We start from the raw sequence: 24977 nt of genomic DNA, 5'->3' as shown, positions 1-24977 counted from the left end.
TTGCTTACCTTTATTATAGGTTTATTTGCGAGTAATGCATTTCTCAAGCAAGCCTTGCTCTTCCAGAACGCTTACGAGCGTGGAGCCCATCTCGGATGGAGTTGGAGCTACTTTGATTCCGCAAGCTTCCAGCGTAGCGATTTTCTCAGCCGCAGTACCTTTGCCGCCGGAGATGATCGCGCCTGCATGGCCCATACGTTTGCCCGGAGGCGCCGTTGCGCCGCCGATGAAGCCGACAACTGGCTTCTTCATGTTGGCTTTGATCCACTCAGCCGCTTCTTCCTCAGCTGTGCCGCCGATCTCACCGATCATGATTACCGCGTAAGTGTCAGGGTCATCGTTGAAACGGCTCAGAATATCGATAAACTCGGAGCCTTTCACCGGGTCGCCGCCGATACCGATAGCGGAAGATTGTCCAATGCCGCGAGTCGTCAATTGATGAACCGCTTCGTATGTCAATGTTCCAGAGCGGGATACGACACCTACATGGCCAACGGTGTGAATGTAGCCCGGCATGATGCCGATTTTACATTCTCCTGGTGTAATAACGCCTGGGCAGTTCGGTCCGATCAGAACCGTCTTGCTGCCTTCCATGTAGCGCTTCACTTTCACCATGTCCAGAACCGGAATGCCTTCTGTAATACAGATGACCAGATCCAGCTCGGCATCTACGGCTTCCAAGATGGAATCAGCTGCAAATGCTGGCGGAACATAGATGACGGATGCTGTAGCGCCCGTAGCATTTTTGGCTTCCAGAACAGTGTTGAATACCGGCAGGGAAACGACGGAGCCGTTCTCCAGCGTAATGTCAACGTTCGTGCCGCCTTTGCCAGGCGTTACGCCGCCTACCATTTGCGTGCCGTAGTCGAGTGCTCCCTTTGCATGGAACATGCCAGTTTTGCCTGTTATGCCTTGAGTAATGACTTTTGTATCCTTATTGACCAAAATACTCAACTTCACTCACATCCCCTGATTGTATTCGTATGCGTATCGTCAGCCGCAGGTTCAGCGGCTTTATTTTACGAGTGCGACAATTTTTTGCGCGCCGTCAGCCATGGAATCAGCCGCGACAATGTTCAGACCGGATTCGTTCAGCAGCTTCTTGCCAAGCTCAACGTTCGTGCCTTCCAGGCGAACGACAAGCGGACGGTCAAGGCCAAGCTCTTTTGCAGCTGCAATAACGCCTTCCGCGATAACGTCGCATCTCATGATGCCGCCGAAAATGTTGACGAAAATGCCTTTTACTTTCTCGTCAGACAGGATGATTTTGAAAGCTTCCGTAACTTTCTCTTTTGTAGCACCGCCCCCTACGTCCAGGAAGTTGGCCGGGTCGCCGCCGTAATATTTAATAATGTCCATTGTAGCCATAGCAAGACCTGCGCCGTTAACCATACAGCCGATGTTGCCATCAAGCGCAATGTAGCTAAGATCATATTTGGACGCTTCGATTTCTTTTGCGTCTTCTTCTTCCAGGTCGCGCAGCTCAAAAATTTCTTTTTGACGGTACAGCGCATTGGAATCAAAGTTCAGCTTGGCGTCAAGCGCCATCACGTTACCATCGCCTGTTATAACCAGCGGGTTGATCTCGGCGATCGAGCAGTCTTTCTCGACGAATGCCGTGTATAGAGCCAGCATGAACTTAACTGTCTTGTTCACCAGCTCGCTTGGAATATTGATCGCGTAAGCCAGCTTGCGCGCTTGGAAAGCTTGCATGCCAACAGCTGGATCAATAACTTCTTTGAAGATTTTCTCAGGGGAATGCTCGGCTACCTCTTCAATCTCCGTGCCGCCCTCTTCAGAAGCCATCATCGTCACGCGGCCAGTGCCGCGATCCAGTACGACGCCAATATAGTATTCTTTCTTAATATCGCAGCCTTGCTCGATTAGAAGACGTTTTACTTCTTTGCCTTCTGGACCCGTTTGGTGAGTCACAAGCACTTTGCCCAAAATATCGCTCGCGAAAGCGCGAACTTCATCCAGGTTTTTAGCTACTTTAACGCCGCCCGCTTTACCGCGGCCGCCTGCGTGGATTTGCGCCTTCACGACAACCACCGGTGTTCCTAGCGCTTGTGCCGCTTCGACAGCTTCGTCAACGGAGAATGCGACTTTGCCCTCCGGCACGACTACACCATACTGTTTCAGCACCGCTTTGCCTTGATACTCATGGATATTCATTGTTGAAATCCTCCATTTCACAGACTTGAATCAGTCATATGTACACAAACCTTTATCATTGTAGCACTTTTCCTTGTCCAGTACCTTAGTTTTTCCTTGAAAGCGCAAACCTTTTTGATATGGATATCATCTCAAAATGAGATCAAAGTCGACATACGCCAACTAGTATAGCCTATTCAATGTCTTTTAATCGCAGTGTATACTGTTATTGACAGCCTGGTTTCATACCGCTAATATAGAAATCAATCGAAAAAACAGATCCGTGAGGAAGCACCTGCGTGATTGGCTTAATTGTCAATGGGAGGTGCTTTTTATTGTTTAGCGTTATGCATAGCGCAAGCGTATTCGGCGTGGAGGGCAAGAACATTTCGGTGGAAGTCGACATTAGCAGCGGACTGCCGCAAGTGAGCGTGGTTGGATTGCCAGATCCCGCTGTCCGCGAATCCGTGGAGCGAGTAAGGGCTGCACTGAAAAACAGCGGATTTTCTTTCCCTATGGATCGTATTACGGTCAACCTTGCTCCTGCTGATCTCCGGAAGGAAGGCACCGCCTTCGATCTGGCGATTGCCGCCGGTATTCTGTCCGCAAGCGAGCAATTGGAAGCTGGGCTCCTGGAAGGTGTTCTGCTTATTGGGGAATTGTCCCTGAATGGCGGTATTAAACCCGTCACGGGCGTGCTCGCCATGCTGGAGCAAGCCAAACGAATGGGGATCAGGCGCGTACTCCTTCCGCTTGCCAACAGAAAGGAAGCCGCCTGGATTTCCGGTATCGAGATTTTCGCGCTGTCCCACTTGCAAGAATTAAAACCAAGGAGCGGCTTTGTCTCCTATTGGGATCAGTTCAACGACACTCCAGCCGATATAATCTCGGAAGCGACACCCGGCCTAGACACGCTCAGTCGGAACGGCGAGGATTTCGCCGACATTATCGGCCAGCATCAAGCCAAACGCGCTATGCTGATCGCTGCTGCCGGCAAACATAATATTCTGTTATGCGGTCCGCCAGGAACCGGAAAGACGATGATGATTCGGCGGCTTCCAGGTATTCTGCCTCCCTTGTCCGAGCAGGAGGCACTGGAAGTTACCAAAATATACAGTGTAGCCGGCAAGCTTTCGGAAGGAGCCGGAGGACTGATCGACCGCCCACCCTTCCGCGCCCCACATCACAGCATCTCAACAGGCGGCCTCATCGGAGGCGGCTCCATTCCAAAGCCGGGCGAGGTTACACTCGCGCATCGCGGCGTATTGTTTTTGGATGAACTGCCCGAGTTTCCACGCATCGTGCTGGAGCTGCTGAGACAGCCGCTGGAGGATCGCATCGTCTCGATTGCGAGAGCGCGGGCTACGGTCCGATTCCCGGCCAACATAATGCTTGCCGCTTCCTACAACCCATGTCCATGCGGCTACTGTGGACATGATTACGGGGAGAAGCGGTGCACCTGCAGCCCTTCAGCCATCATCCGTTACCGTTCTAAACTGTCCGGCCCATTGCTCGACCGTCTCGATCTTCAGCTCGAAGTGCCTAGGCCGATTTCCTTCGAGAAGCCGAGCAACGAATCCGTATGCTCCACAGCCGAACTAAGAAGCAAAGTGGAAATCGCTCGCTTCATCCAGCAGGAAAGAAACCGAAGATGGGGCGCTGTAACCAACGGAGAACTGTACGGAGAGGGACTGCGCAAGGCTGCGTCGCTCAAGCCGGACGCTCACAAGCTTCTCGAGAATGCGTTCCAGATTCTTGGCATCAGCATGCGCGCCTATGACCGTCTGCTGAAGCTCGCCCGGACGATTGCTGACATCGAGAACAGCGATTCAGTCGAAGCCGAGCATGTTGCCGAGGCCATACAATATCGCCGTATGGATGCTCGCATCACGTAACAGCCTCAAATCAACATCTATATAAAGCCATAAAGCCGCATCATGAATCCGGATGAGAGATCATCCTCCGGCTCAGAATGCGGCTTTGTAATGCCTGTAATCTGTAATGTTGTCTTCCTCGCCTATCGTCACAGCGATCACATCGAAGCGCACGGAGGCGTCATACCGGTTCGTAAAGTGCATATAGCTCTGTGCGAGCAGGCGTACCTGCCTTTGCTTGCGGGGATCGACCGATTCTGCAGCCGTGCCGTATCTGCCCCCGCTGACGGCGCTGCGCGATCTGACTTCGACAAAGACAAGACGTTCGCCATCTACAGCCACCACATCCAACTCCCCATGCCTGGTACGCCAATTGGCAACCAAGATGACGTAACCTAGCAACTCCAGACGACGCCTCGCCTCCGCTTCCCCTATCCGTCCTAGCCTCTGACGGTTAACGCTCATCGTTCATCTCCTTCGCTTTGCGGTCCGATTGATAAACGAACGTTAAAATCTCCGCTACCAGAGCGTAGAGCTCGGCAGGAATTTCCTGATCCACATCCAGCTTGGATAACACCTCAACAAGCGATGGGTCTTCCTGAACCGGCACTCCGTTCTCTTTTGCTTTTTCCAGAATCTGATCCGCGATTAATCCTTGTCCTTTTGCTACAAGTACAGGAGCCGTACGATCACCAGGCTCGTACTTAAGCGCCACGGCCTTGCGCATGGGCGACGGCCTATCCCTGCCTTCATTCTCCTGACTCATATCCGATAATCCACCCCTTTGTAGCGCGTAGAGGAAAATTGCGAGAGATCAGGTGGAGCCTGCATCTTCTTATCTTTCGCAGCAGTCGCTGCTTCCGCGCTATCTTCCGGACTTGGGAGCGGAGTAGCGCGCAGCGATAACAGCTGATAGCCCGTTTCCTGAAGTCGCGTGGCAATATTCCCCCGCGAGCCCTCGATAAGCTCCGCAATTGCAGGATGATCATTCCATATATTCAAGCTGACGATTTTGTTCGTCACATTCACATCTACTAACGTGTCGCCTAGCGAGGCCATGGACAGATTGAACAGCAGACGGCAATTGTCGGCGTCAAGCTCTCCTCTTTTTCCCCGACGAGTTTGAATATGGACCGACGCCGTCGTTCCGCCATTCGCATCCTTCAGCGGAATGAACATCGTCACATGAGTAAACACAGAGCTGTTGCGTTCCGGCGTAAGCAGAAGCTGCTGACCTGTAATCTGATGGATCAGTTGCTGAGCCGTTTCCTTAATTGCCGGAGGCGTGTCGCTTGCCCCCACAAGTGTGAGCAATGCGTTCTTAAGCGTCTCCGTTGGCACCGCGCTTGGAGATGCCGCAGCCGCATGCTGGACGGTCTGGGATGCTGCAGGCGTCTGGTCTCCGCGACTCCAGCCATCTCCCATGGACGGTTGGTGCGGCTGTGCGCCTTGTGCAGATGGCGACGAAGTTGGCTGCGCATTAGCCGCTAGCGACCTTCCCGCTTCTGCTGCGCCTGACTCGGCTCCTCTAGGCGCTATAACAGCCGCATCGCTTCTCATTCCCGCTACAGACGCCTCAGGCCGGGCTGCAGCGGATGCCAGCGTCTCCCCGTTGGCTCCAGCCGTAAGGGGCGAAGCCTGGCTTTGGCTTGCAACCGCACCTTGAGACTGCCCGCTCGCTGCTCCAGTCTGGGGACGCAACATGCCAGCCTCGACTGCGGCTTGCCTCGACGACTGCGCCGCCCCCGACTGACTGCCATTCTCGACTGTGGTCGCTGCTTTGGCAAGCTGAAGCTCATGGTCGACGCCCAGCCACTTCATCATCCCGCCCAGCCAATTTGTACTGGCACCTGATGCGGCGGAGGCTTGGCCAGTGCCCGGATTACCTGCAGAGCTTGCATGGATCCCGCCTGCAGGGCCTGGATTGGCGCTGCTTGCAGAACTTGTGTTAGTTCCGGCCAGACTTGCGCTGGTGCCCCCTGCTGGGCTTGTGTTGGCGCTGTCTGCCGGGTTTGCATTATTTCCGCCTGTCGGCACTCCCGCGGCAACTTGTGGAGCGAATTGTCCCGGAACTGTTGTCTGTGCGGCCGCAGCAGCCGGTTGCCCTTGAGCAGCAGGGGCAGCCGCCGAGCTGCCACTGTTGCTTGAAGCTAGACCTCCCCGAAGCAATGCATCTCCTTGCATCAGCAGCGCCAGTACACGCGCTCCCGCATGCTGGGCCGATCTAGCTTCGCCGCCCGCTTCCGGCATGCCAGAACCTCCAACAAACGCACCTAGCTGACGCTGCAACGAATCCATAAGCTCATGCGGCGCCCGGCCGAACATGACCTGGCCCATCGACGCGATCGTAGTTGCCGTCATAGGCAAGCCCCGTTTGAAAGCGGCCGCAGCGGCTGTCATCCACTGCTCTTGATCGGCGCCTCGCGGCATGGCTGCAATCGCCGCTTGGAATGCCTGCGCTGTTGTACGGTTGAACGGGAAGCCTTCCCTTCGAAGATCCTTCACAATATCAAGCGCCCAGCGCTGATCCGGCAAGCCAAGCTGCTTGGCATAATCACGAAAAGTATCGTCCAGCAGGCCGGACGCGCTGATATCAACTGCCTTCAGCAAAACGACCGAGCTATTAGATTCGGGCTGCACCTGCAACATAGCCGACTGGCCTGTCGTCATCGGCATCTCCAGCTTGGCGCGGACTTGCGCGCCATTTATTTGAATAAGCGCTTCATTATTTTCGAATGTCTGTACCACGACGCCTCTTACGACCTGGCCGACTTTTAATTCCATCGCACGGGTTTCCCCGCTCACCGCATCACCCAGCAACCCTCGCATCATTTGACTGATATTCATACTGTTTCTCCCCCGACCCGCGGATTGCTTCCCACGCTAAAGATATCTATTATATCGGTCCTATGGCCCCTTCCATGAAGGCCCGATCGAGATCCATTAATTCTTTATGCCCTATACGAATTTTTCCACAAAAAAACGCCCGCAAATCGGCAACGGAACGAACAAGGCGTTCTTCGCCGAATAACAAGCGTTAGCTAGCTTTTATCTAATTTATACTTCTCCAAGCAGCTTGCGCAAAAACATGCGCCGATGAAGTGGAGACGGCCCCATCTCAAGCAACCGTTGCTGATGCAGTTTGGTAGCGTATCCTTTATGTATGGCTATGCCGTAATGGGGATATTGCTGTTCCCACTCGCCCGCACAAAGCCGGTCACGGGTCACTTTGGCCATAATGGAAGCCGCAGCAATAGACTGGCTAGTCGCATCACCCTTAATGATGGCTTGCTGGGGCAGTTCCAGATCAATCTTCTCTGCATCAACCAGCAAGTATTGGGCAGAAACGCTAAGCGACTCCACCGCAAGCTTCATCGCAAGCCTAGCCGCTTGCTTGATGTTGATCCGATCCACCGTCTCGGCATCGACGTGTGCGACAGACCAAGAGATGGCCTGCTCTGCAATAATATCGTACAAATACTCACGTTTCTTCTCCGACAGCTTCTTGGAATCATTAATTCCTTCTATGACAAGGCCCGGAGGCAGAATGACAGCGCCAGCTACCACATCGCCGAATAGGCATCCCCGCCCCACTTCATCCACACCCGCAATCCGAACAATTCCTTCGTCCCAGACCGCACGCTCCAATCCCAACACGTGACTTTCCCCCGTTTCCCCGAAACGCTGTATTTCTACAGCTTTCTCACAGGCATATCGTCGTAAGGAGCTTCCAGCGTAATTCTGCCCAGCTTGCCCGCTCTGAGATCACGCAGAATAATGCCCGACGCCTTCTCCAGATCGACGCGCCCGCCTCCCATTAAGCAGCCGCGCTTACGACCGATATCTTCCATGATGCGTACGATTTCTTCGCTGTCTTCCGGATCCGAAGGCGGCTTCACTAGATCGTATCGCTCCTGCAGTGCAGGCCAATACCGATCAGCTAGCTCACGAACAGCGAAAAACGCAATATCATCCACATTCAGAATTTGTTCCCGGATAGCACCGGTCATGGCAAGTCGATAACCAACGAGCTGATCTTCGAACTTCGGCCATAGAATACCTGGCGTATCCAGAAGCTCCATCTCCGTGCCCACTTTAATCCATTGCTGGCCCTTCGTGACACCCGGCTTATCACCGGTAGCTGCAATATTGCGGCCTGCAAGGCGATTGATCAGCGTAGATTTCCCTACGTTGGGAATACCGACGATCAAGCCCCGCACCGCGCGCGGATTAATGCCTTTGGCAATTTGCCTCGATATCTTCTCGTGCAAAAGCTCCTTCGCCTTAGTCGGAATATCGCCCACCCTAGTCCCCGTATGGGAATCGACAGCGACGCATTCATGACCCTCTTGGGCGAAATAAGTCATCCACTTCTCCGTTGTCTTCGGATCGGCTAGATCAGACTTGTTCAGCACAATCAATCTCGGTTTGTTTTGCAAAATATCGTCCACCATCGGGTTTCGGCTTGACAGCGGTACACGCGCATCAAGCAGCTCTATGGCAATGTCGATAAGTTTAAGTTTGTCTTGAATTTGCCGTCTGGCACGGGTCATATGACCCGGAAACCATTGAATGGCCATGCCTTCACCTCATGTCTAATACCGATGCTTGATAAAACTGATCTTGTCGAGCGGCCAGAAAATGACATCCGCCCGTCCTACAACTTCTTTGTCGTCTACAAAGCCGATCATACGGCTGTCTGTGCTATTGTCACGATGATCACCCATTGCGAAGATCTTGCCTTCAGGCACCACCATTTCTTGCACCATATCGTTCGGGAAATTGTAGCTTGTGCCGTCACCATTGTACAGTTCTCCATTAGCATGAGCGGCTTCGATTGCTTCTTTAATATAAGGCTCCTCAACCAGCTCGTCGTTAATGTACAAATTGTCGCCTTCCAGCTTAATTTTATCACCCGGCACACCAATGACGCGTTTTATAAACTTACGGCCTTGTTCCGGAACGTCGAAAACGACGACTTCCCCGAACTTTGGCTCGCGGAACGTATACAAAATTTTATTCACAATCAGCCGCTCGCCCGATTCAAAGTTAGGTTCCATGGACGGACCATCCACGATAAATGGCGAGAACAGGAACTGGCGAATGAAAAACACGAGTACAACCGCAATGACGAGCGCTTTAATCCATTCTACAATCTCCTTGTACGCTCCCCCTTTTTTGCCAGCGGGACGCTGCCTGGTGGAACGTCCAGTCATCTCTTCGGACTGACGGTTCGTATGATTGTCAGGAGTGTCGACCGTTTCGTTTGGGTTCTTCTCTTCGTTGCGATGTTGTGAATCCATCCATTTCGCCTTCTTTCCTTTAACGCTGTAGTATGTAAGGGTAGCGATAAAAAAACGAAAAGGAGCTTGTTTGCGCAAGCCCCTCTTGACGTTTCTTCTTAGCGAATCTCTTTAATTCTAGCAGCTTTACCGCGCAGACTACGTAGGTAGTACAGCTTAGCACGACGCACTTTACCACGGCGAGCCACTTCGATTTTGTCAAGCTTAGGCGAATGGATTGGGAAAGTTCTTTCCACACCAACACCGTAAGAAATTTTACGCACCGTAAAAGTCTCGCTGATTCCGCCGCCGCGACGTTTAATAACAACGCCTTCGAACAGTTGGATACGCTCGCGCGTTCCCTCGATAACTTTAACGTAAACCTTCAGCGTGTCACCAGGACGGAAGCTTGGAAGATCACTACGCAATTGTTCTTGAGTAATTGCTTGTACGATATTCATTGAGTTCACTCCTTCCACCATAGACGTTCATGTAAGCTCCCTAGGCTCCCCTGAGCCCGATCTTCGCTTATAGCGGACCGTCCGACTTTATGAACAACATTAGAAATTTTACCATAGTTAGATGCACAAATCAACTGGTTCCTTCCACCCGCCCTGTTCATGTATACTGTCATTGACATAAGAGTTAATTGGAGGTGTATGATGTTACCGATTCAGAAGGAACCCGGACCAAAATCAGTCCCCATGCCAATGGCAAAAAAAATCATGATGATCATGTCGGTGACAGGCTTGCTCCTCTCTCCCTTCGCTCCAGCAGGGCAAGCGCAAGCCGATGTCAGGTCGGATACGGAAGGCCACTGGGCTTCATCGTATATCGAGCGAGCCTTGAACGAAGGCTTGGCCAAAGGCTACGAGGATGGAAGCTTTCAACCAGACAGACCGGTCAACGAAGCTGAATTTCTCGCTATGCTGCTTCGCGCATACGGAACAGACATTAAAGCTGGTGGAGCAGGTGGTCAATGGTACGACTCTTATTACCAATTTGCCGACCAATACGGTTGGCCCGTAACCTTCAATAACAAACGCGGAGGCTTCCGAAGAGGACAAGCTGCCTTAATCATGGCAACGGCTGCCGGCGGCAAACGCTACTCTGAAAACGAAGCGATTCAGTGGCTGCTGGACGAAGGCATCTCGAAGGGCCGTACTTCGGCCACCATTAAGGGGTTCGTACCCGATGGCGGCGTAACGCGTGCAGAAGCCCTGACTTTTATCTTTATGCTCAAAGATCACACGAAACAATTATCAGGTACCAAGGTGCAGCAGCAACCAATCGGCTTGCATGGCATTGACATCGGCGATGAAGTAGAGAAGCTCACCTTCCGGCTCGGTAAGCCGGATCGCATCGACCCGAGCGAATATCCGTACAACTGGTACGTCTATAACAAGAACAATGCTGAGCTCGCAATGTACGGCGTCATGGACGGCAAGATCGCAGCACAGTTCTCCGTTTCGAGGAAAAGCTGGAATCTTCCCGGCGGCCTGACAACAGGTCTGACGCTCGGTGAGGCCAAGAAGCAATTGGCTGGTGCAACTGACACGGAGACGAAGGACTCCTATTACGCCTATACTGCCGACGGAATCCGAACCACTTTACTGATCGACACACAAAATAAGGACAACATCTCAGGCATTCTGCGACAAAAAGGGACGTTATCGAAACTCGACCCGCGAGCCAACACCGCTGCTTTCCGGGATGCGCTGGAGAGGCAATTGTTCGACCTCGTTAATGCGGAGCGAGCTGTGAGGGGCATTCCTGTCTTGCAATGGGACAAGCTTGCCGGAGCTGCAGCAAGAGGCCATAGCGAGAACATGCGGGACAAACAGTTCTTCAGCCATAAAAATCTGGACAACAAAACACCGTTCGACCGAATGAAAGCAAGAGGCATTACCTACCAATTAGCTTCGGAAAACATTGCCGCAGGCTTCGATAATAGTATCATTACGCATTATACGCTGCTTAATTCGACTTCCGGCCATCGCGAAACGTTGCTCAATGCCAAGCTGACTCATATGGGAACAGGTGTTGCAATTGGCGGATATTATCAAGTGTATTATACCCAGGACTTTTATACGCCGCTTCATTCGGCAGATTAGCCATTAAGCCAATAAGGGAATGCAGCCTCCACTGGAAGCCGCATTCCCTTATTGTTGTTCTGTCTTGCTTTGCTTGGGCAAGGAAGCCAGCCACTTCTTCTCCTTCGCGGTCAGCTCCGCTGTCTGCAGCAGGTCAGGACGTCGCTCCAGCGTCCGCAGAAGTGATTGCTCTCTGCGCCAGGCTTCGATATTCGCATGATGCCCGGATACGAGAATATCCGGAACACTCCAGCCCCGGAACTCCGGAGGACGGGTATAATGGGGATGCTCCAGCAGTCCTGTGCTATACGAATCGGTAATCGCTGACGTCTCATTACCCAGCACGCCAGGCAGCAGTCGAACGACGCTATCAATGACTGTCATGGCTGGAATCTCGCCGCCAGTGAGTACATAATCGCCAATGGACAGCTCGTCAGTCACAAGATGCTCTCGAATACGCTCGTCATACCCTTCGTAATGTCCGCAGATGAGTACAAGATGCTTTTCCTTAGACAGCTCTTCCGCCTTCTGCTGCGTGAACGTCTCTCCTTGCGGACACATCAGAATGACGCGCGGTTTACTATCTGCCTCATTCTGGAGATCCTCAACGGCCGCGAACACCGGATCAGGCTTCAGCACCATGCCCCCGCCCCCGCCGTACGGATAATCATCTACCGTGTTATGCTTATTGTTGGCATAATCGCGGAAGTTGACCGCTTCCAGCGATACGATTCCTTTGGCCTTCGCTTTGCCCAAAATGCTCGCCCCGAAGACACCTTCGAACATCTCCGGGAACAACGTCAATACGTCGATTCTCACAGTGCTAGACCAACCCTTCCATCAGCTTTACCGTAACCTGCTTGTCCGTTACGTTGACATCCAATACGACTTCGTCAATTACAGGCAGCAGAAGCTGCTTACCCTTCGACTTCGGACGATCAACGACCCACACATCATTAGCGCCAGGGCTCAAGATTTCGGAGATGACACCTAGTTCTTCCCCGTCTTCCGTAACGACCGTACAGCCGATGATCTGATGGTAGTAGTATTGACCTTCCTCCAGCTCGCCTTGCTCCGACTCCGGTATCTTCAGCAGCCAGCCCTTAAACTTCTCGACATCATTAATGTTGTTGAAGCTGTCAAGCTTTAGATAATAGACGTTCTTCTGTTCGCGCGAGCTTGTAACCTTAACTTCCCGAGACTCGCCGTTCTCCTCGTTAACTATTAGCAGCTTGCTGCCCGGCGCAAAACGCTCCTCCGCAAAATCCGTTTGAGGCAATACTTTCACATCGCCACGGATACCATGTGTATTAACGATCTTGCCTACCGTATACCATTTCCCGTTCATGCTATCATTCCTTCTTCTTTGGTTAACGTTATTATAACATGACAAAGAGGGTCGGGACATTCGTCCCGACCCTGAAGATACCAGTCTATTATGAAAGAATATCGACAATGACACGCTTGCTTGATTTCACGGAAGCGGAGGTCACGACCGTTCGCATCGCTTTCGCGATACGCCCTTGCTTGCCAATGACCTTGCCTACATCATCGGGATGTACCGATAACTCGTAAATCGTGCTGCGCTCATCATCCTTCACACCGACCCGCACTTCGTCCGGATGATCCACTAAAGCCTTCGCTATGACAAGAATTAATTCTTTCATCACAAAGCCCTCCGCTCTTCAACCGTTACTTCTGTAGCTTCAGTTCATGGAACTTTTTCAGAACACCAGCTTTGGAAAGCAGGTCGCGAACAGTGTCGGATGCCTGTGCTCCAGTTTGAAGCCATTTCAGAGCCTTCTCTTCGTCGATTGTAACTTGAGCTGGCTGTGCAACCGGGTTGTAAGTACCAATCTCTTCAATAAAACGTCCATCACGCGGGGAACGGGAATCCGATACCACTACGCGGTAGAAAGGAGCCTTGTGAGCACCCATACGTTTCAAGCGAATACGTACTGCCATTATCATTCACCTCCTTCGAAAAATGAACTGCGATTAAAACGGGAACTTCATATTGCGGCCAAGCATGCCCTTCAGGCCTTTTTTGCCGCCTTTGAGTCCCTTTGGACCTTTCGGACCCATCATGGACGAGAATTGCTTCATCATTTTGCGCATATCATCGAACTGCTTGATCAAACGGTTAACTTCCACGATTGTCGTGCCGCTGCCAGTCGCAACACGTTTGCGTCTGCTATGGTTAAGAAGCTCCGGCTTCTGCTTCTCTTCCTTCGTCATGGAGCGAACAATCGCTTCAATGCGGCCAATCTGCTTCTCGTCAACCTTCAGATCCTTCATGCCGCCTTTCATCTTATTCATACCAGGCAGCATATCCATAATCTGATCCAGCGGTCCAAGCTTGCGAACTTGCTCCATCTGGTCAAGGAAGTCATCAAACGTAAATTCCGCGGTACGCATCTTGCGTTCCATCTCGGCCGCTTTGTCCGCATCGATACCGGCTTGAGCCTTCTCGATCAGGGAAAGCATGTCGCCCATGCCGAGAATCCTCGAAGCCATTCTCTCCGGATGGAACGGCTCCAGAGAATCAATCTTCTCGCCCATCGCCGCGAATTTGATCGGACAACCCGTTACAGCTTTGACAGAGAGTGCTGCGCCGCCTCGCGTATCGCCATCAAGCTTCGTCAGAACGACACCCGACAGCTCAAGCTGTTCATGGAAGCTCTGCGCAACGTTGACCGCGTCTTGACCTGTCATCGCATCGACAACGAGAAGCACTTCATCCGGCGTCACATGCTCATGAATTCGCTTCAGCTCATCCATCAGCTCTTCATCAATATGCAGTCGTCCCGCAGTATCGAATATGACGTAATCATTGCCGTTATCCTTTGCGTGCTGCAGGCCAGCCTTCGCAATGTCGACTGGAGAAGTCTTGTCGCCAAGCGAGAATACCGGTGCGCCAATCTGCTCGCCAAGCACTTGAAGCTGCTTGATCGCGGCAGGACGGTAAATATCGCAGGCTACGAGAAGCGGCTTATGATTGCCCTTCTGAAGCAGCTTCGCGAGCTTCCCAGAAGTGGTGGTCTTACCTGCACCCTGCAAACCAACCATCATAATAACAGTCGGAGGCTTGTTCGCCTTGACAAGCTTCACCTGTGTGCCGCCCATCAGCTCTGTCAATTCTTTGTTTACAATATCGATGATGACCATGCCTGGAGTAAAGCTCTTGGATACATCCAAGCCGATGGCCTTTTCTTTTACCTTGGCAATGAAGTCTTTCACGACTTTAAAGTTAACGTCGGCTTCCAGAAGCGCCAGGCGAACCTCCCGCATTGCGTCATTGACATCGGCTTCGGATACTTTGCCTTTGCCCTTCAGCTTGCTGAATACATTCTGAAGCCGATTGCTTAAGCTTTCAAATGCTGCCATGAACTCCCGCCCCCTTCTCTTGCCGTTCCTTCCGCCACTCGAAACTGCCCGATGGCGTCGATGATCGACTGTTTATCCCATTCATTCGTCACGATAGCCTTCACATCACGCTCCAGCTGATCCGTCATTTGCATCAGCCGCTCATGCCTTGCCAGCAGGGATAATTTCTCTTCATAACTCTCGAGAATACCCTCAGCACGCTTGATGTTATCATAGACCGCCTGACGACTGATCCCGAATTCGGACGCAATCTCGCCAAGCGAGAAATCATCGTGATAATAATAAGTAAGTATAGTACGCTGCTTATCTGTAAGCAAGCTCTCGTAGAAGTCGAACAGCAAATTGACTCTTGTCGTTCTGGCTAAGGCATCCGGTGTATGTTCCTTCATCCCCTTCGCCTCCTTCTTCGTCTCGCTGTATGATACTGTCAAGGAAAAATACTTTACACGCTTGCAACGACTCTTATCATACATGATGACATTTGCCCTGTCAAGCTTTTAACCTTGTCACTCTACTCCTCCAATTCAGCAGCACCAATACCCCCCGCAAATGCCCGGCGTTTCCCGTTGCAGACCACAACTAATCTGTGGTAAATCAAAGCGCCCAATGTCGCCCGCAAAACGGTCGTCACCAGACGCTTCCTCTAGCTATTCCATTCCTGCGCTTAAGTCGCAGCAGGAGGCTGTTGCTCCTCTTCCGACTCGCGGCTGATTAAGCCTGCAAATAAAGCATGCACGAACTGCTCCGAATCAAAGGTTTGCAGGTCGCCCATTTTCTCGCCCAATCCTACCAGCTTCACCGGCAAGTTCAGCTCATTGCGAATCGCTATAACGATACCGCCCTTGGCTGTACCATCAAGTTTCGTAAGAACAAGGCCCGTAACGCCGCTCTTCTCTCCGAACAGCTTCGCTTGGCTAAGCGCGTTCTGACCCGTCGTTGCGTCAAGCACCAACAACACTTCATGCGGCGCTTCCGGCAGTTCGCGCTGAATGACGCGGAATATTTTATTCAGCTCTTCCATCAGGTTCGACTTGTTCTGCAGGCGTCCTGCCGTGTCGCATAACAATACGTCAACCTTGCGCTGCTTGGCTGCCTGAACAGCATCGAACATTACAGCTGCAGGGTCTGAGCCTGATGATTGCTTGATGACGTCAACGCCAACACGCTGTCCCCAGACTTCAAGCTGTTCGATAGCGCCTGCGCGGAATGTATCGCCTGCCGCCATCAGCACGCTTTTGCCCTCGCTTTTAAACTTATGAGCAAGCTTGCCGATCGTCGTCGTCTTGCCCACACCATTTACGCCCACAAACAGAATGACCGTAATTTGACCTGGTGGGGCGATTCTCAGCTCCGCATGATCGTCGCCTTTCAGCAACCCGATCAGCTTCTCTGACAGCACCGGCTGCAGATCAGACGCATCTTCGATCTTGCGCTTCTTCACTTCCGCTCGCAAATCATCGATTAGCGTCATAACCGTGTTGACGCCTACGTCCGCGCCGATCAGAATCTCTTCAAGCTCCTCGTAAAACTCTTCATCGATCTTCTTGCGTCGAGTAATCAGCTCCTCGACCTTCTCAATGAATGCTGTACGCGTCTTCGCCAAACCTTCCTTAAATACATTCGTGACCGCTTCCGTCTTGGAAGCGATGCTTTCTTTCAGCCTCTTAAAAAAACTCATTCCAGCCGTTCCTCCTGACCTGTCCTAACCTGCTTGTATATGATTGCTTAAGCCGATACTGGCTCTTGCTCTTCTTCCAGACGTACCGATACGAGCTTGGATACGCCGCCCTCTTCCATCGTAACTCCGTAAAGCACATCCGCTTCCTCCATGGTGCCTTTGCGGTGAGTCACGACAATAAATTGAGTCAGCTCTGAGAATTCACGCAAATATTGCGCGAAACGGGATACATTCGCCTCGTCCAATGCAGCCTCAACCTCATCGAGAACACAGAATGGCACCGGCTTGACCTGCAAGATGGCGAACAGCAACGCAATAGCCGTTAGCGCCCGCTCACCGCCGGAGAGGAGCTGCAAGTTTTGCAGTTTCTTGCCCGGTGGCTGGGCCACGATATCAATGCCCGTATCGAGCACCTTGTCCGGATCGACCATAATCAGATCCGCTCGTCCGCCGCCGAACAGCTTGGAGAAGACCACAACGAAATGTCCGCGAATCGCTTCGAATGTCGTGCGGAATCGCTTCGACATCTCATCGTCCATCTCCTTAATAACCTGATACAGCGCAGTCTTCGCTTCAATAAGATCGTCCTTCTGCTCGGAGAGGAACTCATAGCGCTCCTTGACGCGATCGTATTCCTCGATTGCACCTAGATTGACTTCACCTAACGACGCAATCTGTCGTTTCAGATCGCGAACTTCGTTCTGCGTGCCAAGCACATCCTCCGGAACCGGATAGTGCTCCTTCGCCAGTTCGAAGCTAAGCTCATACTCCTCACTCAGCTTGCGAAGCAAATTGTCCAGCTCCACATCTTGCCGGTTAACGGCAATCTCGGTGCTCCTCATTTGATCCTCAACCGCTCGAAGCTGAGCACGCTGATCCTTCGTCTCGCTCTCGCCTTGCTCAAGCTCCGATATGCGCTGCGCTCTGGCCGCCCGTTTCAAATCGGTCTGCTCGGCGCAATTCGCTTTCTTGATGCGCAAACCATTAAGCTGCTCGATCTGGGCGATGCTCTCCTCGCCATGTCGCGCAATCTCTCCATCCTGCTGCTCCGACATCGCACGCAACCCGGCCAGCTCGCTCTTGGCACGCCCAATATCGCTTCGTACGCGGTTCGCCTGATCCTCGAAGTTATGTTTCTCTTGATCGGTTTTGGCCACCGCGATTTTAATATCGGTTAATTGTCCTTGCAGCTCTTCCTTAGCCGACTCGCTTGCCTTGCGCCGCTCCTCGGCCATGCGGATCGCTTCCTGCAGCCTTGCTTCGTCCAGCGTCAATTGCTCCAACCGCTGTTCAGCCGCTGCCGCCATCTCTTCAATCTGCTCCCGCTCTTCTGTCTGGGAGCTTCTCTCCGAATTAGACAATGCGCTTTGCTCCGACAATAGCTTCGTCTCCGAGCCCATCTGCTGCAGCTCCGCACGGATGCCTTGCTCCCGGATCCGGGTTTGCTCAGCCCGCTCTCGCAGCTCCTCCATATCCTGCGAGCGGATGGATTGCTCCTTCCGCAAGTCGCTCAGACGGTTTTTAAGCTGGTCAACCGTCGCTTTCGCGTCCTTGATTTCTTGATTGAGAGCTTCGATCTGACGGCCTCTTCCAAGCAGGCTTGCGCCCCTCTTCTGCAAGCTGCCGCCCGTCATTGATCCGCCGGCGTTCACGACGTCGCCTTCCAAGGTCACAACACGATAGCGGTATTGGCATCTGGAGGCGATACGGTTCGCCTGCTCCAGCGTCTCCGCCAGCAGCACATTGCCCAGCAAGTTATTAACGATCGCTTGATAACGCTCATCACAGCTTACCAAATCTGCCGCAACACCAACAAAACCTTCTACTGAAGATATCGTCCGCTTGTCATTCTCCGGAACCATACGCCCTCTAATGACGTCAAGCGGCAGGAATGTAGCCCGGCCGAGCTGGCGCTGCTTTAGGAAAGTAATCGCAGCCCTTGCCGTACGTTCATCTTCCATTACGATGTGCTGGAGAGCTCCGCCAAGCGCTGTCTCCACTGCCACCTCGATGCGCTGCGGTACGCGAATGAGCTCGGCTACTGCGCCATGCACCCCTTCGATTGCCCCCGAGCCGCGGCGTGCCGACTTCAGCACTTCCTTAACCCCTTGCATAAACCCGTCAAGAGCATCCTGCATTTCTTTCATCGTATCTCGCCGTGAAATATGACTATCCAGCCGTTGCTCCCACTTGCGAATAGCCGACATAACCTCTTCCAGTTGTACGGCCAGCGACTTCGTCGCTTCCGATTGCTCCAGCATACGGTTTCTAGTGAACCCCAACGTTTCCAGCGTCTCCGCCAGCGCTTGCTCAAGCGAGCTGCGTCTCTCGTCCAAACGAGCCTTTTGCTCGGCCCACTTCGACTCATCATCGCTTAGCCGCTCCATACGGCGTTGAAGCGTCTCTCTCTGCTGCGTCGCATACCGAATTTCATTGCGATGCTGTGCCATCGCGCTAAGCACGTCAAGCAATTCGCTCTTCAGCTTCTCCTCCGCATCAACAACCGCTCCGCCGGCTACGCCGATCAGATTCACTTCCTCAGAAGCCAGCTTCGCACGAAGATCAGCAAGCTCCAGCTCAAGCGCTGCCGCGCGGCTTCTGAACTCCGCTTCTTCCTTCACAAGACCGACGATTCGCTCATCCTGCGTCGTAATGGATTCATCCAGCTGGCGTTTGTTCTGCTCCAGGTTGCGACCGCGTTCCTTCAACACTTCACCGTAACCTTCGCACTTCTCCGCATCCTCGCTAATTTGCAGCATGGCTGCGTGCAGAACGTCCAGCTCTTGCTCGATTTCACGCAATTGAAGCCGATCCTGCTCCAGATGCGCATCGTGCTTGCTCACAACTGTAGATAGCTGAAGCTGCTCCTCTTGAAGCTTCTCCAGCTTATCCGTCGCTTGGGACCAGGCCTGATGCACCGTCTCTATATTATGTACGTACATCGAAATTTCTTTGGTTTTCAGCGTTTCCTTAAGCGCCTTGAAGTGAATAGCCTTCTCCGACTGCTTGCGCAGCGGTTCGACTTGATCCTCCAGCTCCGACACCAAATCGTGAATACGCAGCAGGTTCTGCTCCGTCTCGTCCAGCTTCTTCTGCGCCTCGCGCTTGCGGGACTTGTATTTCACAATGCCGGAAGCTTCTTCGAAGATGCCCCTGCGATCCTCGGAGCGCGTACTCAATATCTCTTCAATACGGCCTTGTCCGATAATGGAATAGGCTTCCTTGCCAATGCCCGTATCCATGAACAGCTCCGTTATATCCTTAAGCCGGCATGGCTGCTTGTTAATCATATATTCGCTATCGCCGCTCCGGTGAACCCTTCTGGTCACCGTCACCTCGTTGTACTCCAGCGGCAAAGCTCCGTCCGCATTGTCGAGGGTCAGCGAAACTTCGCCGTAATTGACCGCTTTGCGCGCGTCACTGCCGGCGAATATAATATCCTCCATTTTGCCTCCGCGCAGACTCTTGGCGCTTTGCTCGCCAAGCACCCAGCGAATGCCGTCGGAGATATTGCTTTTCCCTGAGCCGTTAGGCCCGACCACCGCCGTAATACCGGTTACAAATTCAAGCTCGGTCTTGTCGGCGAAGGATTTGAAACCCGCTAATTCGATCCGCTTCAAAAACATAGTTTGGCTTTCACCTCACCCACCATTGTACCACATAATCATGGTTTGCGTGAATCATTTCAGGTGCTGGGCACACCGCATTCTTATGACTTATTTCCTGCAAAAAAAGGCCAACCCAAACATTCTGGCTGACCTCATTATTCAAAGAGGCTCGGCGCCTCTATCTTTTTTTGTTGCTTACTCCAATACCGTATCATTTATTGTTTTTTTCCGTTTCCCGCTCCGCTTCTTCTCCATCGTCAAAACAACCGGATAGGCTACGATCATCAGAAAGTTGAGCACTATCGCACCATTGAAATAAGACTCGAACAATTGCACTGACCATCGGTCTTCACCAATAATCATATACACAATAGGATTGGATATGCCGATTCCGTCATTTGCTTCCGCCACCAGGCTGATCGCATGGTTATGGGCGAGGCAACCAAGCCCCAGCAAAGAAAAAGCGGCAGCCAATGCAATCCCTTTAGAATACGGCTCAGAGATGCCATAATAACGGAACGCACGCATGGATGCCACAATGAACACGATTAACACCACATATACCATGATCAACCTCTCCCCTCTGCTAATAGCCCAAGATTCTGTCCCCGAATATGAAAAGTTATCGTACGCTATATCGCAAAAAGACCTCCATGAACCGTTACCCGGCCAAAAGAGGTCTTTACTCATCCCATATTGCAATGACAAACGGAGTCCCTGATCCCGCCCGTGTCCGTTTTTCTCTTACGGAACGCCTCACGAGTCTTGCGCAGCAAGCGTGTTCCATGCTTCTGCGGCTGCCCGCTGCTCGGCTTCCTTCTTCGTGCGGCCGGCGCCAAGACCATACCGCTCTTCCCCCAAACACACCTCAACGATAAACTCGCGGTCATGCGCAGGGCCGCGCTCTTCCACAATTCGATATTCTACCGGTCCCAGGCCATTATGCTGCGCTTTCTCCTGCAGCTTGGACTTGGCATCCTTCATCAGCAGACCAAAGTCGTTGGATTCGATAAACGGAAACATATGCTCTTCCAAAAATACGCGTGTACGCTCAATGCCAGCATCCAGAAATATGGCGCCAATAAACGACTCGAACAAATCAGCTAGCAGCGCTTGACGATGTCTGCCGCCAAGCTGCTCCTCGCCCCGTCCTAACAGTACGTACTTGCCCAGCTCCATTCGTTCGGCAAAGTAGGCAAGCGAAGGCTCGCAGACGACAGAAGCCCGCATCCGGGTCAATTCGCCTTCCGGCCGCTTCGGATAGGTGGTGAACAAGTATTCGGAGACAAGCAATTGAAGCACCGCATCGCCCAGAAATTCCAGGCGCTCGTTGTCCTGCACGGAGCCGCGCTTATGCTCGTTCACATAGGATGTATGAGTGAAGGCTTGCCTTAGAAGCTTAGCACGTTTGAAAGCGAGCTGCAGCTTCTGCTGCAGCTCGTCAAAATGTTCATGCTTCATATGCTTTCATCACGATCGTTGCATTATGTCCCCCGAAGCCAAACGAGTTGGACAGTGCGTACTTCACGTTCGCTTCGCGAGGCGTATTCGGCACGTAATCCAGGTCAAGCTCAGGATCCTGATTATCCAGGTTAATCGTTGGAGCAATAATGCCGCTCTTCAGCGTCAGGCCAAGAATAACGGCTTCAACGCCGCCCGCCGCGCCGAGCAAATGGCCCGTCATCGACTTCGTGGAGCTGACCGCCACCTTGTAAGCGTGATCACCAAACGTCTTTTTAATAGCCGTCGTCTCGGACTTGTCCCCTACCGGAGTGGATGTGCCGTGCGCATTGATATAATCGATCTCCGACGGGTCGATGCCCGCATCACGGATCGCCTTCACCATGCAGCGTGCAGCTCCGTCCGGATCTGGCTCTGTCATGTGATGAGCGTCGCCGCTCATGCCATAACCAACCACTTCGGCATAAATCTTAGCTCCGCGAGCGATTGCATGATCGAGCGACTCCAGTACGAGCACACCCGCACCTTCGCCCATTACGAATCCATCACGATCCACATCGAACGGACGACTTGCCTTCTCCGGCTCATCATTGCGCGTCGACATCGCGCGCATGGAGCAGAAGCCAGCCATGCCTGTCGGGCGAATCGTTGCTTCGGCACCGCCGGCGAGCATGACATCAGCGTCGCCGCGCTGAATCATTTTGTACGAATCCCCAATAGAATGGGTTCCTGTCGCACAAGCGGTAACCGCTGTGCTGTTAGGGCCTTTCGCACCTGTCATCATGGATACTTGGCCGGATGCCATGTTCGCGATCATCATCGGAATGAAGAACGGGCTCACGCGCTTCGGACCTTTCTCCAGCAATACGTTATGCTGATCTTCCCAAGTGCCAAGGCCGCCGATACCGGAACCGATCATAACGCCTACGCGCTCAGCATCGGCATTCTCACCGATCTTAAGTGCAGCGTCCTCCACAGCCAGCTTGCTTGCAACTGCTGCGAATTGTACAAAGCGGTCCATACGACGCGCTTCTTTTTTATCCAACCCGTACTCTTCGGGATTGAAGTTTTTGACCTCCGCCGCAATGCGCGTCGGATATTCGGAGAAATCGAATGCTTCCACAACGGATACACCAGATTTCCCTTCAAGCAGGTTCCCCCAAAATTGCTCCAAATCGGAACCCAGCGATGTAATGACCCCCATGCCTGTAACGACAACTCTCTGTTTCATTGCATTCACCTCTGCAGACAGCGATTTAGAAGACCATAGTAATGAATCTTCCTTCTATATGAAAAGCGGTTAGGCTTTATTATAAACGTTAAAATGATAAAACGACGGAAAGCCACTACATGGAGAGAAGTCCCGTATATCGCAACGGGACTTGTCCATCATTAGGTATGAGATTGTATGTAAGTCACAACTTCTCCCACCGTAGTGATTTTCTCTGCATCTTCATCAGAGATTTCCATATCAAACTCGTCTTCCAGCTCCATGACCAATTCAACGACGTCAAGAGAGTCAGCTCCGAGGTCATCTTTAAAGGAAGCTTCAAGCGTTACTTCTGCTTCGTCTACGCCAAGGCGGTCGATGACAATACGTTTTACGCGATCTACTACTTCGGACATCCGATTCACCTCCTCCACCGTATTATACGAGAATTAAATGTAAAATGCCATCTTTACCTTAAGAGGCTAGATGCTTTCACTCCCGTGACTGTTGCTACATGTACATGCCGCCGTCGACGTGGACCGTCTGGCCAGTCATATAGGCCGCAGCATCGGACGCAAGGAACCTGACTGCATTCGCAATATCTGCCGCGTCGCCAAGGCGAGACAGCGGGATTTGCGCAGACAGCGATTCCTTCATATCGTCCGGCAGCTTGTCCGTCATGTCGGTCTGGATGAATCCAGGCGCGACACAGTTGACGGTAATGCCACGCGATGCGAGCTCCCTTGCGCTGGCCTTAGTCAGACCAATGACACCCGCCTTCGCTGCGACATAGTTAGCTTGTCCAGGATTGCCGAGCACGCCGACAACGGAAGAAATGTTGATGATCCGGCCAGAGCGCTGCTTCATCATTGGGCGAGTGACGGCTTTGATTCCGTTGAACACGCCTTTCAGATTGGTCTCGATCACTTGGTCGAACTCTTCTTCCTTCATGCGCATAATTAAATTATCTCTTGTAATGCCGGCGTTATTCACAAGAATATCCAATGCGCCGAGCTGCTCGATGACATCTTTCACCATCGCGTCGAATTCATCGGCTTTGCCGACATTTGCTTTCACGATAATCGCGCGGCGTCCCAGCGCTTCGACAGCGGATGCCGTCTCCGCAGCAGCGGCTTCGCTGCCGGAATAATTAATCGCTACGTCCGCGCCCGCCTCTGCCAGCGCAATAGCGATAGCGCGGCCGATACCGCGGGATGCGCCTGTTACGAGAGCTTTCTTCCCTTCCAGACTCGCAAACATTCTTGATCCCCTCCGTCTTGAATTAGTTCACCTGCAGCGCATCCAGCGCCGAGATGTTGTTCACCGATATGACGCGGACGCTCCGGTCGATTTTTTTGATCAAACCGGCAAGCACCGTACCCGAACCGATTTCTACAAATGTATCTACGCCCTGATCAATCAGGTAGCGTACGCTGTCCTCCCACAATACAGGAGAATAGACCTGCTCCACAAGCAGCTCACGAATAGAAGCGGCATCCGTCACCTCGCGCGCCGTTACGTTTGCAATAACTGGAATTGCCGCATCCGCGAAAGCAACGTCGGCAAGTGCAGCCGCAAGCTGCTGGGCCGCAGGCTTCATCAGAGAGGAGTGGAACGGACCACTCACTTCAAGCGGAATGACCCGCTTCGCTCCCGCATCCTTGCCGCGCTCCACGACAGCTTGTACGCCTTGCGCCGTACCGGAGACGACAATCTGAGCCGGGCAGTTCACATTCGCCAGCTCCACCGCGCTTCCTTCAGCTGTGATGGTCGCGCACAGACTCGCAAGCGCATCACGCTCGGCGCCAAGCACAGCCGCCATAGCTCCTTGTCCGCTAGGCACTGCCTGCTCCATGAACAAGCCGCGTGCACGAACAGTCCGCACCGCATCCTCGAAGGACAGCACGCCCGCCGCAACTAGCGCACTATACTCGCCCAAGCTGTGACCTGCTACATAATCAGCCTTAAGACCGCTCTCTTCCAGCAGCTTCAAGTACGCAACGCTTACGGTAAGAAGTGCCGGCTGCGTATTCGCCGTCTGCTTGAGTGCCTCTTCCGGTCCTTCAAATATTAGATTTGTCAATTCCAAACCCAGAGCCCCATCAGCACTCTGGAATATGTCCCGTACGCTCTCGAATGCATCGTAAGCGTCCTTGCCCATGCCTACGGCCTGAGCCCCCTGACCGGGAAATACAAATGCTGTCTTCGCCAACGCGTTTCCCCTCCTAAA

Annotated in this window: 25 protein-coding genes; 2 read left to right on the top strand and 23 right to left on the bottom strand. The window is 52.7% G+C overall.

Annotated elements, in window-relative coordinates; genetic code table 11:
* Positions 1 to 21: 21 nt before the first annotated feature.
* Both sucD and sucC read right to left on the bottom strand, forming a co-directional pair.
* Positions 22 to 954: a succinate--CoA ligase subunit alpha gene (sucD, locus tag DX130_RS05505; RefSeq protein ID WP_116043470.1), complete on the bottom strand. Its 933-nt coding sequence runs from the start codon at positions 952 to 954 to the stop codon at positions 22 to 24.
* A 60-nt stretch (positions 955 to 1014) separates the two neighbouring features.
* Positions 1015 to 2175: an ADP-forming succinate--CoA ligase subunit beta gene (sucC, locus tag DX130_RS05500; RefSeq protein ID WP_116043468.1), complete on the bottom strand. Its 1161-nt coding sequence runs from the start codon at positions 2173 to 2175 to the stop codon at positions 1015 to 1017.
* A 314-nt stretch (positions 2176 to 2489) separates the two neighbouring features.
* On the opposite strand from sucC, the gene DX130_RS05495 reads away from it, so the two are divergent.
* Positions 2490 to 4049, top strand: coding sequence for a YifB family Mg chelatase-like AAA ATPase (locus DX130_RS05495; protein WP_116043467.1), 1560 nt, complete (start codon positions 2490 to 2492; stop codon positions 4047 to 4049).
* Between the two features lie 72 nt (positions 4050 to 4121).
* Here DX130_RS05495 and DX130_RS05490 read toward each other — a convergent pair whose 3' ends face one another.
* The 7 genes from DX130_RS05490 to rplS all read right to left on the bottom strand — a co-directional run bounded on the left by DX130_RS05490 (position 4122) and on the right by rplS (position 9771).
* A complete protein-coding gene (locus tag DX130_RS05490; protein WP_116043465.1) occupies positions 4122 to 4493 on the bottom strand; it encodes a YraN family protein in 372 nt (123 codons plus the stop codon).
* Positions 4483 to 4794: an EscU/YscU/HrcU family type III secretion system export apparatus switch protein gene (locus DX130_RS05485; RefSeq protein WP_116043464.1), complete on the bottom strand. Its 312-nt coding sequence runs from the start codon at positions 4792 to 4794 to the stop codon at positions 4483 to 4485. The genes DX130_RS05490 and DX130_RS05485 overlap by 11 nt, the downstream gene beginning before the upstream one ends.
* Positions 4791 to 6875 (bottom strand): hypothetical protein, encoded by a 2085-nt coding sequence (locus DX130_RS05480; RefSeq protein WP_116043462.1) that lies wholly within the window; start codon positions 6873 to 6875, stop codon positions 4791 to 4793. Before DX130_RS05480 ends, DX130_RS05485 begins: the two co-directional genes overlap by 4 nt.
* Before the next feature lie 210 nt (positions 6876 to 7085).
* Positions 7086 to 7718: a ribonuclease HII gene (locus tag DX130_RS05475; protein ID WP_116043460.1), complete on the bottom strand. Its 633-nt coding sequence runs from the start codon at positions 7716 to 7718 to the stop codon at positions 7086 to 7088.
* A 2-nt stretch (positions 7719 to 7720) separates the two neighbouring features.
* Positions 7721 to 8608, bottom strand: a complete 888-nt coding sequence (gene ylqF, locus DX130_RS05470) for a ribosome biogenesis GTPase YlqF (protein WP_116043459.1) — start codon at positions 8606 to 8608, stop codon at positions 7721 to 7723.
* A 15-nt stretch (positions 8609 to 8623) separates the two neighbouring features.
* Positions 8624 to 9244, bottom strand: coding sequence for a signal peptidase I (lepB, locus tag DX130_RS05465; RefSeq protein ID WP_240644467.1), 621 nt, complete (start codon positions 9242 to 9244; stop codon positions 8624 to 8626).
* A 185-nt stretch (positions 9245 to 9429) separates the two neighbouring features.
* Positions 9430 to 9771 carry a 50S ribosomal protein L19 gene (gene rplS / locus DX130_RS05460; RefSeq protein WP_116043456.1) on the bottom strand — a complete coding sequence of 114 codons (342 nt, stop codon included), beginning with the start codon at positions 9769 to 9771 and terminating at the stop codon, positions 9430 to 9432.
* A 198-nt stretch (positions 9772 to 9969) separates the two neighbouring features.
* On the opposite strand from rplS, the gene DX130_RS05455 reads away from it, so the two are divergent.
* Positions 9970 to 11424: an S-layer homology domain-containing protein gene (locus DX130_RS05455; protein ID WP_165861173.1), complete on the top strand. Its 1455-nt coding sequence runs from the start codon at positions 9970 to 9972 to the stop codon at positions 11422 to 11424.
* Between the two features lie 48 nt (positions 11425 to 11472).
* Here the strand turns inward: DX130_RS05455 and trmD are convergent, their stop codons facing one another.
* The 14 genes from trmD to fabD all read right to left on the bottom strand — a co-directional run bounded on the left by trmD (position 11473) and on the right by fabD (position 24959).
* Positions 11473 to 12222 (bottom strand): tRNA (guanosine(37)-N1)-methyltransferase TrmD, encoded by a 750-nt coding sequence (trmD, locus tag DX130_RS05450; protein WP_116043452.1) that lies wholly within the window; start codon positions 12220 to 12222, stop codon positions 11473 to 11475.
* 4 nt (positions 12223 to 12226) lie between these two features.
* Positions 12227 to 12751, bottom strand: coding sequence for a ribosome maturation factor RimM (gene rimM / locus DX130_RS05445; RefSeq protein WP_116043451.1), 525 nt, complete (start codon positions 12749 to 12751; stop codon positions 12227 to 12229).
* Between the two features lie 88 nt (positions 12752 to 12839).
* Entirely contained in the window at positions 12840 to 13070 is a 231-nt protein-coding gene (locus DX130_RS05440) for a KH domain-containing protein (protein ID WP_116043449.1), read from the bottom strand.
* A 25-nt stretch (positions 13071 to 13095) separates the two neighbouring features.
* Positions 13096 to 13368 (bottom strand): 30S ribosomal protein S16, encoded by a 273-nt coding sequence (gene rpsP / locus DX130_RS05435; RefSeq protein WP_116043448.1) that lies wholly within the window; start codon positions 13366 to 13368, stop codon positions 13096 to 13098.
* A gap of 33 nt (positions 13369 to 13401) precedes the next feature.
* Entirely contained in the window at positions 13402 to 14790 is a 1389-nt protein-coding gene (gene ffh / locus DX130_RS05430) for a signal recognition particle protein (RefSeq protein ID WP_116043446.1), read from the bottom strand.
* Positions 14769 to 15179 (bottom strand): putative DNA-binding protein, encoded by a 411-nt coding sequence (locus DX130_RS05425; protein ID WP_116045758.1) that lies wholly within the window; start codon positions 15177 to 15179, stop codon positions 14769 to 14771. Before DX130_RS05425 ends, ffh begins: the two co-directional genes overlap by 22 nt.
* A 275-nt stretch (positions 15180 to 15454) precedes the next feature.
* Positions 15455 to 16468 (bottom strand): signal recognition particle-docking protein FtsY, encoded by a 1014-nt coding sequence (gene ftsY / locus DX130_RS05420; RefSeq protein WP_116043445.1) that lies wholly within the window; start codon positions 16466 to 16468, stop codon positions 15455 to 15457.
* A 47-nt stretch (positions 16469 to 16515) separates the two neighbouring features.
* A complete protein-coding gene (gene smc, locus DX130_RS05415; protein WP_116043443.1) occupies positions 16516 to 20094 on the bottom strand; it encodes a chromosome segregation protein SMC in 3579 nt (1192 codons plus the stop codon).
* Between the two features lie 177 nt (positions 20095 to 20271).
* Positions 20272 to 20643: a hypothetical protein gene (locus DX130_RS26675; protein WP_206098764.1), complete on the bottom strand. Its 372-nt coding sequence runs from the start codon at positions 20641 to 20643 to the stop codon at positions 20272 to 20274.
* 189 nt (positions 20644 to 20832) lie between these two features.
* On the bottom strand, positions 20833 to 21537 hold the full coding sequence (rnc, locus tag DX130_RS05405; RefSeq protein ID WP_116043442.1) for a ribonuclease III: 705 nt from the start codon (positions 21535 to 21537) through the stop codon (positions 20833 to 20835).
* Positions 21527 to 22768 (bottom strand): beta-ketoacyl-ACP synthase II, encoded by a 1242-nt coding sequence (gene fabF, locus DX130_RS05400; protein ID WP_116043440.1) that lies wholly within the window; start codon positions 22766 to 22768, stop codon positions 21527 to 21529. The genes rnc and fabF overlap by 11 nt, the downstream gene beginning before the upstream one ends.
* A gap of 161 nt (positions 22769 to 22929) precedes the next feature.
* Positions 22930 to 23163: an acyl carrier protein gene (gene acpP / locus DX130_RS05395; protein WP_087572610.1), complete on the bottom strand. Its 234-nt coding sequence runs from the start codon at positions 23161 to 23163 to the stop codon at positions 22930 to 22932.
* A 94-nt stretch (positions 23164 to 23257) separates the two neighbouring features.
* A complete protein-coding gene (fabG, locus tag DX130_RS05390) occupies positions 23258 to 24007 on the bottom strand; it encodes a 3-oxoacyl-[acyl-carrier-protein] reductase (RefSeq protein ID WP_116043439.1) in 750 nt (249 codons plus the stop codon).
* A 22-nt stretch (positions 24008 to 24029) separates the two neighbouring features.
* Complete coding sequence (gene fabD / locus DX130_RS05385; protein ID WP_116043437.1) at positions 24030 to 24959, bottom strand: ACP S-malonyltransferase; 930 nt, start codon at positions 24957 to 24959, stop codon at positions 24030 to 24032.
* Between the last annotated feature and the right edge of the window lie 18 nt (positions 24960 to 24977).

The sequence above is a fragment of the Paenibacillus paeoniae genome, from assembly GCF_003388735.1.
Classification (GTDB): Bacteria; Bacillota; Bacilli; order Paenibacillales; family Paenibacillaceae; genus Pristimantibacillus; species Pristimantibacillus paeoniae.
The sequence above is the reverse complement of the archived record's forward strand: the minus strand, read 5'-3'. Positions and strand labels throughout refer to the sequence as shown.

Excerpts from the sequence above, each read along its gene's own strand:
- rpsP (WP_116043448.1), bottom strand. The coding sequence starts at position 13,368 with ATGGCAGTACGTATTCGCTTGAAACGTATGGGTGCTCACAAGGCTCCT.
- rplS (WP_116043456.1), bottom strand. The coding sequence starts at position 9,771 with ATGAATATCGTACAAGCAATTACTCAAGAACAATTGCGTAGTGATCTT.
- fabG (WP_116043439.1), bottom strand. The coding sequence starts at position 24,007 with ATGTTTGCGAGTCTGGAAGGGAAGAAAGCTCTCGTAACAGGCGCATCC.
- sucC (WP_116043468.1), bottom strand. The coding sequence starts at position 2,175 with ATGAATATCCATGAGTATCAAGGCAAAGCGGTGCTGAAACAGTATGGT.
- DX130_RS26675 (WP_206098764.1), bottom strand. The coding sequence starts at position 20,643 with ATGGTATATGTGGTGTTAATCGTGTTCATTGTGGCATCCATGCGTGCG.
- lepB (WP_240644467.1), bottom strand. The coding sequence starts at position 9,244 with ATGACTGGACGTTCCACCAGGCAGCGTCCCGCTGGCAAAAAAGGGGGA.
- ftsY (WP_116043445.1), bottom strand. The coding sequence starts at position 16,468 with ATGAGTTTTTTTAAGAGGCTGAAAGAAAGCATCGCTTCCAAGACGGAA.
- smc (WP_116043443.1), bottom strand. The coding sequence starts at position 20,094 with ATGTTTTTGAAGCGGATCGAATTAGCGGGTTTCAAATCCTTCGCCGAC.
- rnc (WP_116043442.1), bottom strand. The coding sequence starts at position 21,537 with ATGAAGCATGAACATTTTGACGAGCTGCAGCAGAAGCTGCAGCTCGCT.
- DX130_RS05490 (WP_116043465.1), bottom strand. The coding sequence starts at position 4,493 with ATGAGCGTTAACCGTCAGAGGCTAGGACGGATAGGGGAAGCGGAGGCG.
- DX130_RS05455 (WP_165861173.1), top strand. The coding sequence starts at position 9,970 with ATGATGTTACCGATTCAGAAGGAACCCGGACCAAAATCAGTCCCCATG.
- rimM (WP_116043451.1), bottom strand. The coding sequence starts at position 12,751 with ATGAACGGGAAATGGTATACGGTAGGCAAGATCGTTAATACACATGGT.
- ffh (WP_116043446.1), bottom strand. The coding sequence starts at position 14,790 with ATGGCAGCATTTGAAAGCTTAAGCAATCGGCTTCAGAATGTATTCAGC.
- DX130_RS05485 (WP_116043464.1), bottom strand. The coding sequence starts at position 4,794 with ATGAGTCAGGAGAATGAAGGCAGGGATAGGCCGTCGCCCATGCGCAAG.
- ylqF (WP_116043459.1), bottom strand. The coding sequence starts at position 8,608 with ATGGCCATTCAATGGTTTCCGGGTCATATGACCCGTGCCAGACGGCAA.
- fabF (WP_116043440.1), bottom strand. The coding sequence starts at position 22,768 with ATGAAACAGAGAGTTGTCGTTACAGGCATGGGGGTCATTACATCGCTG.
- DX130_RS05425 (WP_116045758.1), bottom strand. The coding sequence starts at position 15,179 with ATGAAGGAACATACACCGGATGCCTTAGCCAGAACGACAAGAGTCAAT.
- acpP (WP_087572610.1), bottom strand. The coding sequence starts at position 23,163 with ATGTCCGAAGTAGTAGATCGCGTAAAACGTATTGTCATCGACCGCCTT.
- DX130_RS05480 (WP_116043462.1), bottom strand. The coding sequence starts at position 6,875 with ATGAATATCAGTCAAATGATGCGAGGGTTGCTGGGTGATGCGGTGAGC.
- DX130_RS05440 (WP_116043449.1), bottom strand. The coding sequence starts at position 13,070 with ATGAAAGAATTAATTCTTGTCATAGCGAAGGCTTTAGTGGATCATCCG.